The organism is Hansschlegelia zhihuaiae, from assembly GCF_004103825.1.
Taxonomy (GTDB): Bacteria; Pseudomonadota; Alphaproteobacteria; order Rhizobiales; family Methylopilaceae; genus Methylopila; species Methylopila zhihuaiae.
Genome location: NZ_RYFI01000001.1, coordinates 234,054 through 246,356, shown reverse-complemented (window position 1 = coordinate 246,356; position 12,303 = coordinate 234,054). Strand labels below are relative to the sequence as shown.

Genomic DNA, 12,303 nt, shown 5'->3' with positions numbered 1-12,303 from the left:
GATGCAGAAGCTCAATGGCTTGGCATGACGGGGCGCCGGTCGTTTTCGGCCGGCGCGGGCGCGGGACCCAAGCGACGAACCTCCAGGGCACGATGAGCGGCGTCAACGAGATCCGGAAGACCTTCCTCGACTATTTCGCGGGCGAGGGCCACGCCGTCGTGCCGTCTGGGCCGCTGGTGCCGCGCAACGACCCGACGCTGATGTTCACCAGCGCCGGCATGGTCCAGTTCAAGACGCTGTTCACCGGGCTCGAGAAGCGCGCCTACACGACCGCGACCACGGCCCAGAAATGCCTGCGCGCCGGCGGCAAGCACAACGATCTCGACAATGTCGGTTACACCGCACGGCATCACACCTTTTTCGAAATGCTCGGGAATTTCTCGTTCGGCGACTATTTCAAGGACCGCGCCATCGAGCTGGCTTGGACGCTCGTCACCAAGCATTTCGATCTGCCGAAGGACCGCCTCCTCGTCACCGTCTATATCGACGACGACGAGGCGCACGGCCTCTGGAAGAAGATCGCGGGTCTGCCGGACGACAGGATCATCCGCATCGCGTCGTCCGACAATTTCTGGGCGGCCGGCGACACCGGCCCCTGCGGCCCGTGCTCGGAGATCTTCTTCGATCAGGGCGACAAGCTGTTCGGCGGGCCTCCCGGAAGCCCGGACGAGGACGGCGACCGGTTCCTCGAATTCTGGAACCTGGTCTTCATGCAATACGACCAGATCGCGCCCGGCGACCGGCGCGACCTCCCGCGTCCCTCGATCGACACCGGCATGGGGCTCGAGCGCATCTCGGCGATCCTGCAGGGCGCGTCGTCGAACTACGACATCGACCTCTTCAGGGCGCTGATCGCCGCCGCCGTCGAGGCGACCGGGGTGCCGGCCGAAGGCGAGGCCAGGGCGAGCCACCGCGTGATCGCCGACCACCTGAGAGCCTCTAGCTTCCTGGTCGCCGAGGGCGTGCTGCCGGGCAATGAGGGCCGCGGCTACGTGCTGCGCCGGATCATGCGGCGCGCGATGCGCCACGCCCAGCTGCTCGGCGCCAGGGATCCGCTGATGCACCGCCTTGTGCCGGCGCTGGTGCGGGAGATGGGCGGCGCCTATCCGGAGCTCGTGCGGGCCGAAAGCCTGATCGAGGAGACGCTCGAGCTCGAGGAGACGCGCTTCCGGCAGACGCTCGCGCGCGGCCTCGGGCTGCTGGACGAGGCCTCCGCGGGGCTCGGGGACGGCGACAGCCTGCCGGGCGAGACCGCCTTCAAACTCTACGACACATACGGCTTCCCGCTCGACCTGACGCAGGACGCGCTGCGGCCGCGTGGCGTCGCGGTCGACGTCGACGGCTTCAACGCCGCGATGGCGCGGCAGAAGGCGGAGGCGCGCGCCGCCTGGTCCGGTTCGGGCGAGGCCGCGACCGAGACTGTGTGGTTCTCGGTGCGCGACCGCGTCGGACCCACGGAATTCCTGGGCTACGCAGAGGAGGAGGCGCAGGCCGCCGTCGTCGCGATCGTCAAGGACGGCGCCGAGGTCGAGCGGCTGTCCACGGGCGAGAGCGGCCTCGTGGTCGTCAACCAGACGCCGTTCTACGGCGAATCGGGCGGCCAGGTGGGCGATCACGGCGCCATGCGCGGTCCCGGCGTCTCCGCCGCGGTCACGGACGTCCAGAAGAAGCTCGGCGACCTGTTCGTCCACTCGGTCGAGGTCCGCGAGGGCGCGATCTCGATCGGAGACGAGGTCGCGCTGATCGTCGACCACGCCCGCCGCTCGGGCGTGCGCGGCAACCATTCGGCGACCCATCTGCTGCACGAGGCGCTCAGGCTCACGCTCGGCGACCACATCGCGCAGAAGGGCTCGCTGGTCGCGCCGGATCGCCTCCGCTTCGACTTCAGCCATCCGAAGCCGATCTCCGACGCCGATCTCGCCGAGGTCGAACGCGTCGCCAACGCCGTGGTCTGGCAGAACGACCCTGTCGTGACCCGCGTGATGCCGGTCGCCGACGCCATGGAGTCGGGCGCCCGTGCGCTGTTCGGCGAAAAATATGGCGACGAGGTCCGCGTGGTTTCGATGGGCCGCGGCGAGCCGGGGTCGAACAAGGCGTTCTCGGTCGAGCTTTGCGGCGGCACCCACGTGCGCTCCACCGGCGAGATCGGCCCGATCACGATCGTGGGCGAGAGCGGCGTGGCGTCCGGCGTGCGGCGCGTCGAGGCGCTGACCGGCGAGGCGGCGCGGCTCCATCTCGAGACGCAGAACGCGCGCGTCGCCGACATCGCGGCGCTGCTCAAGGCGCCCGAGGGAGAACTGGTCTCCCGTGTGGAGACGCTGATCGAGGAGCGCAAGCGCCTCGAGCGCGAGCTCGCCGAGGCGCGCAAGAAGCTCGCGATGGGCGGCGGCGCGTCGGGTCAGGACGCGACGCGCGAGGTCGGCGGCGTCAAGTTGTTCGCCCGCACGGTCGAGGGCGTCGAGATGAAGGACCTGAAGGGGCTGGTGGACGAGGCCAAGCGCTCTCTAGGCTCCGGCGTCGCGGCCATCGTCGGGGTGACGGCCGAGGGCAAGGCCGGCGTCGTGGTCGGCGTCACGTCGGATCTCACGGAGAAGTTCAACGCCGTCGAGCTGGTCCGCGCGGCCTCCGCCGCGCTCGGCGGCGCGGGCGGCGGCGGACGGCCCGACATGGCTCAGGCCGGCGGTCCGGACGGAGCTAAGGCGGCCGAGGCGCTCGACGCGGTGGCGGCCCGGCTGGCGGCTGCCTGAACCGTTCCAAAATTTTTTGCAGGGGGCCGGAACCGGCGGTCGAAGGCCGCGTTCTATGCTCGAAAGCTCACGCAACAGAGCTTTTGGTCAGGCGACCGGCCCCCCCGACCGGTCAGCCTCATGAGGCGGAACCGCTGTCCCCCGAGGCGGTTCCGCCTTTTATTTTGTCTGATCCCCAAGCGCCGACATCAGCGCCGCGACCAGCGGCGGCTCGGTCTCGAACACGTCTTCGAGCGTCGAGACCGTCACGGCCCCGGCCCCGGCCGCCTGCAGCGCCTCGATCAGCGGGAACAGCTTGCGTTTGGGCGCGTGCAGCACCAGCGGCGTCCCTTCCGCCGGCGGCCCGAACGGCGCCCGCGCGTCGAAGCGCGCGCCGAGATCGACGATCAGCCGCTCCACCCGTCCCTGGAAGCGCGCCCGCACCTCGCGCACCGCGCGCGCCCGCACCTCCGCGGCGATCCGGGCCAGGACTGCACGCCCGGCGTCGCGCGCCTCGGCGGTCCAGTCCGCGCGCAGGCTCGCGACCAGATGCGCCTCGCTCTTCAGCATGACGCCGTCGTCCAGCACCTTCAGGGCGTTCGCCTTCAGCGTGGCGCCTGTGGTGGTGATGTCGACCACGACGTCGGCCGCGCCCGCCGCCGGCGCGCCCTCGGTCGCGCCGGCGCTCTCGACGATGCGGTAGTTCGAGACGCCGGTCGCCGGCCGTCCGTCGCGCGGCTCCTTCCAGGCGAAGAAGCCGCGGGTGAGATTGACATATTTCGTCGCAACCCTGAGGCGGCGCCCGTGTCGGCGGCGCATGTCCTCGGCGACGTCGTCGAGGTCGGCCATCGAGCTCACGTCGATCCAGGCCTGCGGGACCGCGACCACCACGTCGGCATAGCCGAAGCCGAGCGGCTGCAGCAGTTTTACGCGAGCTGAGGCGTCGGGGATGGTCTCGCGGATCAGGTCCTCGCCGGTCACGCCGAGGTGGACCGCGCCGCTCGCCAACTGCCCCGCGATCTCGGACGCCGAGAGATACGCGACCTCGACGCCCGGCACGTCGGCGATCGCCCCGCGATAGTCGCGCGCTCCGCCGGGCTGCACGAAAGTCAGCCCCGCGCGTCCGAAGAAGGCCGAGACGTTCTCCTGCAGGCGGCCCTTGGAGGGCACGCCCAGGATGAGTTTATCGGACAGCTTCCCGCTCATGGCCGCGCCCCAGGGAAACGCTCGAGCCAGAGCGCGAAGCCGACGCCCGGCGTGCGTTTCGGCGCCCCGAGCGCGGTGAGAAGCCCGTCATAGCGGCCGCCGCCGGCGACCGGCTCGCTCCCCGACGCGCCCGAAAGCTCGAAGACGAGGCCGGTGTAATAGTCGAGGCCGCGGCCGAAGCGGGTCTGGAAGCGCATGCGCTCGACCGGCAGGCCGGCTTTGCGGAACGTGTCGAGCCGCTCCCCGAGCGTCGCGACGGCGGTCGACACGCCGGCCGACTCCGACAGAGCCTGAAGCGTCGCGAGCGCCTCTGGCGCAAGGTCGTCGACGGCGAGCAGCGCGCCGAGCGCGCGCCGCGCGTCGGCCGGAAGCTCGACGGACAGCGCCTCGGCGCGCTCCAGGAAGCGCTCTGCGATCTCGCCCGCGGTGCGGCCGCCCACGGCGGCGATGCCGGCGAGCGACAGCAGGTCCTCGATCACCGCGCGCCCGCTCTCCGGCCCCGCGGCCGCGAGCGCCGCGAACAGGCCGGCGTGCTCGGCCTCCTCGGCGCGCGCGACGCTCAGCGCCTCCAGCGTGCCGCCATGGGCGAGCGAGCGCTTCAGCCGGCGGCGGAACGCGACCGGCGCGTCGAGCGCGTCGACCGCGGCCTCAACGACCGCGCGGTCGCCGATCCGGATCGCGGGCTCGGGCAGGCCGAGCGCTCCGCACGCCTCGATCGCGAGCGCCAGCACCTCGGTCTCGGCCGCGATGGCGTCGGCCCGGCCGAAACTCTCGACGCCCGCCTGGGGCGCCTCGCCGCCGTTGGAGCCGTGGCGGAACACCGGCCCCTCGTAAAAGTAAGCGCCCGGCGCGTCGCAGGCCCCCCGCGAGATGTGGATCAGCGCGGTCGGGATCGTGAAGTCGGGCCTGAGGCAAAGCTCGTGGCCCTGGGCGTCGCTGGTGAGGAAGACGCGCTGGCGGAGCTCCTCGCCCATCACGTCGAGGAAGGGCTCGGCCGGCTGCAGCACGCCGGGCGTCACGCGCGCGAAGCCCGCGCCCTCGAGACGCTCGACGAAGGAACTGGGAAGGGCGCGGGGGGAGGACATGGGAAGGCTTAGAGTTCTGCGATCAGCGTGCGAGGGGCCGGACAGGATGAGCCGTCATCACCGGGCTTGACCCGGCGATCCATCCCCTGGCGAAGATGATGGATGCCCGGGTCGAGCCCGGGCATGACGGGGCGAAGGCGTCGAAACGGATTGTGCCTCTAGCAGGCCGTCCCGCTCCGCGCGACCCTTTTCGCGCCGGATGATTATCGGCCGCGCCTCTGGCGGCGCGCCGCGGCGGCGGACTAGATTGCGGCCCATGGCCCTGCTGTTCCGCCGATCCCGCGAAGACCCGGCCCGCGCCGACGCGTCCCGCCGGGTCGCTGCGCTCGTCCGCGAGGCTCTGGGCCTCGGCGAGGACGACGCCGTGACGGTGAGCGAGATCGCCTGCGGCGACCCGGCCTGCGGCGGCGCCGAGACGGTCGTTCTGCTGATGCGGGTCGGGCGCAAGACCGAGGCCGTGAAGTTCATGAAGCCGATGGCGCAGGTGACGGAAGCGGACGTGACGGAGACGCTCGCGTCCGTGCGGTAGGGGCGGGGAGCGCAGAGAGCGCGTCGCGCTCGGGCCTCCTCCACCATGCTTCGCATGGTCCCCCTCCTCCGCGTCGCGGAGGAGGATCCGAAGCGGCGCCGTCCCTGCTCCTCCCCTGCGAAGCGGGGGAGGGGGACCGCGAAGCGGTGGAGGGGGCGACGCCGCGAAGACGCCTGACGAACGAGCTCCGCCCTCACGTCCCGGCCTCGAGCCGGGACCCATTCGCCGCGATGATCGTCCGACGCAGCGCAGCCAGCGACGCCATTTTTTCGAACCCTCAGCGCTCAATGGGTCCCGGCTCGAGGCCGGGACATGGGCGCGGCGCTAACCGTGCCGAGCGAGAATGGCGCGCACTTCCTCGACCAAGCGCTCCTCAGGCACCGTCACCTGCGCGGGGCGGCTCTCGGTCCACTCCGAGCGCTCCTTGATCGCGGCCGCGGCCTTCGCGCCCTCGACGAGGTCCTTCAGCGTCACCTGCGGTATCTCGGCTTCGCGCTCGTCCGAACCCTGGATGACGACGCAAGGGCTGCGGCGGCGGTCGGCGTATTTCATCTGCGCCTTCATGCCGGACGAGCCGAGATAGACCTCCGCGGCGATCCCCGCCTCGCGCAGCTTCGCGGCCTGGGCCATCGAGCGGCCGATATGCTCGCGGTCGAGCGCCAGCACAACGACAGGTCCGTCGGCGGCGGGCGCCGTCTCGCCCTTCAGCGCGGTAAGCGCGGCGAGAAGGCGCGAGACGCCGATGGAGAAGCCGGTCGCCGGCGTGTCCTCGGCCATGAAGCGGCCCACCAGCCCGTCATAGCGCCCGCCGCCGCCCACCGAGCCGAACTGGATGGGACGGCCGTCGTCATCCTCGATCGTGAAGGTGAGCTCGGCCTCGTAGACCGGCCCGGTGTAGTATTCGAGCCCGCGGACCACGGAGGGATCGATGGAGACGCGACCCTCATATCCCGCCTGCTCGATTAAGGTTGCGATCGCCGAGAGTTCGCGGGCTCCGTCCTGGCCGGACTCAGTAGAGGAGAACTCTTCAAACAGACGGCGGGCTGTTTCAAGGTTATCGGCCGTCTTGGCCTTGAGGATCGACAGCACACGGAGCGCGGCCTCGTCGTCGAGGCCCGCCCCTTTGGTGAAATCTCCGCTCTCGTCCTTGCGCCCCCGCCCGAGCAGCGCCCGCACGCCCTCGGGCCCCAGCCGGTCGAGCTTGTCGATCGCCCTCAGCACCGTCAGCCGCCGCCCCGCGTTCTCCTCGCCGCCGAGGCCGATCGCCTCCATCACGCCGTCGAGGATCTTGCGGTTGTTGACCTTGATGACATAGTCGCCGCGCTTGACGCCGACGGCCTCGAGCGCGTCCGCCATCATCATGCACATCTCGGCGTCGGCCGCGACGCTCGCCGCGCCCACGATGTCGGCGTCGAACTGCAGGAACTGGCGGAAGCGGCCCGGACCCGGCTTCTCGTTGCGGAACACCGGCCCGAAACGGTAGCTGCGATAGGGTTTTGGCAGCCGCTGGAAGTTCTCCGCCACGAAGCGCGCCAGCGGCGCGGTGAGGTCGTAGCGCAGCGACATCCACTGCTCGTCGTCGTCCTGCAGCGAGAACACGCCGGCATTTGGCCGGTCCTGGTCCGGCAGGAATTTTCCGAGCGCGTCGGTGTATTCGAAGACCGGCGTCTCCAGCCCCTCGAAGCCCCAGAGCTCGTAGGTCTCGCGGATGCGCTCGGTCATCTCGCGCAGCGTCTTCAGCTCGGCCGCGCCGCGGTCGGCGAAGCCGCGCGGCAGGCGGGCGGGCGTAAGGTCGGCGCGGCGGACGGTCATCGAAGTCTCGTCGGGAAAGAAGGGCGCGCTCCGCTAGAGCGCGTCCACACACTGGTTGGGCGTAGAAACGCCGCCGTCGTTCCGGGCTTGTCCCGGAACCCATTATCACCGACCGCGCAAGGCTGGCGCACGCGGAGGAAATGGATCCCGGCACTTCGGCCGGGATGACGGGCGCGGTTGAACGCGCCAAACGTCTCCTGTCCCGCTCTAAAGAAAAGCGAGGCGGCGCGAAAGCCTCCGCGCCTCAGCCCATCGCCTTCTGGAGGTTCTCGTCGACCTTGTCGAGGAAGCCCTCGGTGGTCAGCCATTTCTGCTCGTCGCCGACCAGCAACGCGAGATCCTTGGTCATGTGGCCGGCCTCGACGGTCGCGACGCAGACCTTTTCCAGCATCTCGGCGAAGGCCTTGAGCTCGGAATTGTCGTCGAGCTTGGCGCGATGCCCGAGGCCGCGGGTCCAGGCGAAGATCGAGGCGATCGAGTTCGTGGACGTCGCCTTGCCCTTCTGGTGCTCGCGATAGTGGCGGGTGACGGTGCCGTGGGCGGCTTCCGCCTCCATGATCTTGCCGTCCGGGGTCGTCAGCACCGAGGTCATCAAGCCGAGCGAGCCGAAGCCCTGCGCCACAGTGTCGGACTGCACGTCGCCGTCATAGTTCTTGCAGGCCCAGACATAGCCGCCGGACCATTTCAGGGCGGACGCCACCATGTCGTCGATCAGCCGATGCTCGTACCAGATCTTTTTGTCGGCGAACTTGTCCTTGAACTCGGCCTCGTAGATTTCCTGGAAGATGTCCTTGAAGCGGCCGTCATAGGCCTTGAGGATGGTGTTCTTGGTCGAGAGATAGACCGGGAAACCACGCGCCAGCCCGTAATTCAGCGAGGCGCGGGCGAAATCGCGGATCGAGTCGTCGAGGTTGTACATCGCCATCGCGACGCCGGAGCCAGGCGCGTCGAACACCTCGTGCTCGATGGTCTGGCCGTCCTCGCCCACGAACTTGATCGTCAGCTTGCCCTTGCCCGGGAAACGGAAATCAGTCGCGCGGTACTGGTCGCCGAAGGCGTGGCGGCCGACCACGATGGGCTGCGTCCAGCCCGGCACCAGGCGCGGGACATTCTTGCAGATGATCGGCTCGCGGAAGATCACGCCACCGAGGATGTTGCGGATCGTGCCGTTCGGCGAGCGCCACATCTTCTTGAGGCCGAACTCCTTCACGCGGGCTTCGTCCGGCGTGATGGTCGCGCACTTCACGCCCACCCCGTGCTTCTTGATCGCTTCGGCCGCCTCGACCGTCACCTTGTCGTCGGTCGCGTCGCGGTGCTCGACGCCAAGGTCGTAATATTCGAGGTCGAGGTCGAGATAGGGATGGATCAGCTTGTCCTTGATCTTGGCCCAGATGATCCGCGTCATCTCGTCCCCGTCGAGCTCGACGACGGGGTTTGCGACCTTGATCTTCGACATGAGCGGACAGCCTTTCGCGGGTGGGAGGCGACGGTTGCGCTGCGGCAATGCGGCGCTCGATAGCACGAGCCCGCGGCGGCGCGAAAGCTCCGACATGCGCAGACGCATGGCGCGTTCTGCGCATCAGCGTCTTCCCTTCGGCGGCGGCGGGCTCACCTAAGGCGGCGCTTCCTCCCTAAGGACTTGTCATGAGTCAAGCCGACTGCGCCGCCGTCCGCGTCGCGCCCGCCGCCGTCGACGCGCGCCTCGTCCTGATCGCCGCGATCGCCTGCGGCGCGATCGTGGCCAATCTCTATTACGCCCAGCCGCTGGTGGACCTCATCGCCTCCGGCCTCGGGATCGCGCCCGCGGCCGCGAGTTCCGTGGTCGCGCTGACGCAGCTCGGCTACGGCGTCGGGCTCATCCTGGTCGCGCCGCTGGTCGACCTGTTCGAAAGTCGGCGTCTGCTGACCGTGACGCTCGCCGCCGCGGCGCTCGCGCTCGCGCTCACCGCGGTCTCGCCCTCGGGCGGCGTGTTCTTCGCCGGATCCTTCCTTATCGGGGTCGGGTCGGTCGCCGCCCAGATGCTGCTGCCGATCGTGGCGAGCGCAGCGCCGGAAGAGACGCGCGGCCAGGTGGTCGGCACGGTGATGAGCGGGCTGTTGTTCGGCATCCTCCTCGCGCGGCCCGTGTCGAGCGTGCTCGCGGACCTCGCCGGCTGGCGCGCCGTCTTCGCGCTGTCGGCCGCGCTGATGCTGCTGATCGCGGTCGTGGTGCGCGCCGCCGTGCCGTCGCGCCGTCCGCAGGGCGGCATGGGCTACGGCGCGTTCCTCGCCTCGATGCCGCGGCTGCTCGCCGGGCACGCCGTGCTGCGCCGCAGGGCCGGCTACCAGGCCGCAATGTTCGCGGTCTTCAGCCTGTTTTGGACGGCCGCGCCGATGCGCCTGATTGAGGCCTATGGCTTCTCGCATACGATGGTCGGACTGTTCGCGCTCGCGGGCGCGAGCGGCGCGCTGGTCGCGCCCTGGGCCGGCAGGCTCGCGGACCGCGGCCTGACCTATCCGGGCACGCTCGCGGCGCTTGGCCTCGCCTCGCTCGGCTTCACGGTCGCCGGCGCGGACGGCTGGCTCGGCGTCGCGGGCCTGCTGGTCGGCGCGGTGGTCGTCGACGTCGGCGTCCAGCTCAACATGATCCTCGGCCAGCGCGCGATCTACGGGCTCTCGGCCGAGGCGCGCGGTCGCCTGAACGGGCTCTATGTCGCGATCCTGTTCCTCGGCGGCGCCGTGGGGTCGACGCTGGTCAGCCCGCTGATGACGGCCTACGGCTGGCCGGGCGTGGCGGTGGTCGGCGCGGCGCTGCCGCTTGCAACTTTCGCCTTCGCGGTGTTCGACCGCGGCCGCGACTGAGCTTGGCGCGACGCGGCGGCGGCGTGCTATCGCTCCGCGCTTTCCGTCGTCGAGCTTCGAGGAGCCATGGCCGGCACCGACCGCACCAAGTCCGACCTCGCCGCGAGCCTGCCCGCGGGGCCGGCGATCATTCTGGTCGAGCCGCAACTCGCCGAGAATGTCGGGGCTGTGGCGCGCGCGATGGCGAACTTCGCGCTGTCCGAGCTCCGGATCGTGCGGGGCAGGGCGCAGGCCGAGGGCGAGAAGGCGCGGGTGTTCGCCGCCGGCGCCCATCACGTCATCGACGCCGCGCGGCATTTTGAGCGGGTCGAGGACGCGCTCGCCGGCCTCACCCTGGTGCTTGCCACCACGGCCCGCGAGCGCGGCCAGGCGAAGCCCGTCGACGCGCCCGGGGCGGCGGCCCGCCTCATGGTCGTGGAGGCCGCGCAGGGCGGACGATGCGGCGTGATGTTCGGGCGCGAGCGCACCGGCCTCGAGAATGACGAGATCTCGCTCGCGAGCCGGGTCGTCACCTTTCCAGTCAATCCGGCCTACGCCAGCCTCAACCTCGCCCAGGCGGTGCTGCTGGTCGGCTATGAATGGTTCAAGGCGGCGACGGGCGGCGCTCCGGCCTTCGAGATGCCGACCCGGTCGCCGCCCGCGAGCCATGACGAGGTGCTGGCGCTGTTCGCCCATCTCGAAGGCGAGCTGGACGAGAGCGGGTTCTTCCGTTCGCCCGACAAGCGCGCCTCGATGGTGCGCAACATCCGCAACATGATCCACCGTATGGAGCCGAGCCTGCAGGACGTCCGCACGCTCCACGGCATGGTGGCGGCGCTGTCCGAGGGCAGGCCAGGGCCGGAGGGCAGGGGACGGACCTATCTGAAGCCGTTGAAGGACCTCGACGGCGGCTAGAGACCGATCCGCTCGGCCCGCCACGCATTTCGCATCTCGCCAAGGGCGCCTGCGTTCGCCTTGCGCGCCGCGCGGCGCGTGGTACGACGCGGCCCGCCCCGCCACTGTCAGAGCGCCCGACCATGATCCCCCGTTATTCCCGTCCCGAGATGGCCGACATCTGGTCGCCTGAGACGCGGTTCCGCATCTGGTTCGAGATCGAGGCGCATGCCTGCGACGCGCTCGCCGAACTCGGCGTGATCCCGAGGGAGGCGGCGAAGACCATCTGGGAGAAGGGTGGGGCGGCCAAGTTCGACGTCGACCGCATCGATGAGATCGAGCGCGTGACGAAACACGACGTCATCGCCTTCCTCACCCATCTCGCCGAATTCGTCGGGCCGGACTCGCGCTTCGTGCATCAGGGCATGACGTCGTCCGACGTGCTCGACACCTGCCTTGCGGTGCAACTCGCGCGGGCCGCCGACATCCTGATCGCCGACGTCGACCGGCTGCTGGCGGCGCTCAAGGCCCGGGCGGTCGAGCACAAGCTGACGCCCACCATCGGCCGTAGCCACGGCATCCACGCCGAGCCCACGACCTTCGGGTTGAAGCTCGCCGGCTATTATGTCGAGTTCGCGAGGGCCAAAGAGCGACTGATCGCCGCCAGGCGGGAGATCGCGACCTGCGCGATCTCGGGCGCCGTCGGCACCTTCGCCAATATCGACATGGCGGTGGAGGCCCACGTCGCCGAGAAGCTCGGCCTGACGCCCGAGCCGGTCTCGACCCAGGTCATCCCGCGCGACCGGCACGCGATGTTCTTCGCGACGCTCGGCGTCGTGGCCTCGTCTGCCGAGCGGCTCGCGATCGAGATCCGCCACCTTCAGCGCACCGAGGTGCTGGAGGCCGAAGAGTTCTTCTCCGAAGGGCAGAAGGGTTCCTCCGCCATGCCGCACAAGCGCAACCCGGTGCTGACCGAGAACGTCACCGGCCTCGCCCGCATGGTGCGGTCCTACGCGCTGCCCGCGATGGAGAACGTCGCGCTCTGGCACGAGCGGGACATCTCGCACTCCTCGGTCGAGCGCATGATCGGGCCCGACGCGACCGTGACGCTCGACTTCGCGCTCAACCGGCTCGCCGGGGTGGTGGAGAAGCTGCTGGTCTATCCCGAGCGGATGCAGGCCAATCTCGACCGGCTCGGCGGGCTCGTGCATTCGCAGCGCGTTCTGCTCGC

At 70.1% G+C, this 12,303-nt stretch carries 9 protein-coding genes; 5 read left to right on the top strand and 4 right to left on the bottom strand.

What is annotated here, in order from left to right; translation table 11 throughout:
• Positions 1-92 precede the first annotated feature (92 nt).
• Entirely contained in the window at positions 93-2,747 is a 2,655-nt protein-coding gene (gene alaS / locus EK403_RS01175; protein ID WP_128775676.1) for an alanine--tRNA ligase, read from the top strand.
• 159 nt (positions 2,748-2,906) lie between these two features.
• On the opposite strand, the gene hisG is transcribed toward alaS, so the two are convergent.
• Both hisG and EK403_RS01165 read right to left on the bottom strand, forming a co-directional pair.
• Positions 2,907-3,920, bottom strand: a complete 1,014-nt coding sequence (gene hisG / locus EK403_RS01170) for an ATP phosphoribosyltransferase (protein ID WP_128775876.1) — start codon at positions 3,918-3,920, stop codon at positions 2,907-2,909.
• A gap of 8 nt (positions 3,921-3,928) precedes the next feature.
• Positions 3,929-5,017, bottom strand: a complete 1,089-nt coding sequence (locus EK403_RS01165) for an ATP phosphoribosyltransferase regulatory subunit (RefSeq protein WP_128775675.1) — start codon at positions 5,015-5,017, stop codon at positions 3,929-3,931.
• Between the two features lie 256 nt (positions 5,018-5,273).
• Between EK403_RS01165 and EK403_RS01155 the strand changes: the two genes are divergently transcribed.
• Positions 5,274-5,546 (top strand): hypothetical protein, encoded by a 273-nt coding sequence (locus EK403_RS01155; protein ID WP_128775674.1) that lies wholly within the window; start codon positions 5,274-5,276, stop codon positions 5,544-5,546.
• Positions 5,547-5,870: 324 nt separating this feature from the next.
• Here the strand turns inward: EK403_RS01155 and hisS are convergent, their stop codons facing one another.
• Together hisS and EK403_RS01145 are read right to left on the bottom strand one after the other, a co-directional pair.
• A complete protein-coding gene (gene hisS / locus EK403_RS01150) occupies positions 5,871-7,358 on the bottom strand; it encodes a histidine--tRNA ligase (protein ID WP_128775673.1) in 1,488 nt (495 codons plus the stop codon).
• Positions 7,359-7,602: 244 nt separating this feature from the next.
• Positions 7,603-8,814 carry an NADP-dependent isocitrate dehydrogenase gene (locus EK403_RS01145; protein ID WP_128775672.1) on the bottom strand — a complete coding sequence of 404 codons (1,212 nt, stop codon included), beginning with the start codon at positions 8,812-8,814 and terminating at the stop codon, positions 7,603-7,605.
• Between the two features lie 188 nt (positions 8,815-9,002).
• On the opposite strand from EK403_RS01145, the gene EK403_RS01140 reads away from it, so the two are divergent.
• From EK403_RS01140 to purB, 3 genes are all read left to right on the top strand, one after another.
• Positions 9,003-10,199: an MFS transporter gene (locus tag EK403_RS01140; RefSeq protein ID WP_128775671.1), complete on the top strand. Its 1,197-nt coding sequence runs from the start codon at positions 9,003-9,005 to the stop codon at positions 10,197-10,199.
• Positions 10,200-10,265: 66 nt separating this feature from the next.
• Entirely contained in the window at positions 10,266-11,093 is an 828-nt protein-coding gene (locus EK403_RS01135) for an RNA methyltransferase (RefSeq protein WP_128775670.1), read from the top strand.
• 122 nt (positions 11,094-11,215) lie between these two features.
• Positions 11,216-12,303 (top strand): adenylosuccinate lyase (gene purB, locus EK403_RS01130; protein WP_245479438.1); only part of this gene is annotated, 1,088 nt, incomplete at its 3' end.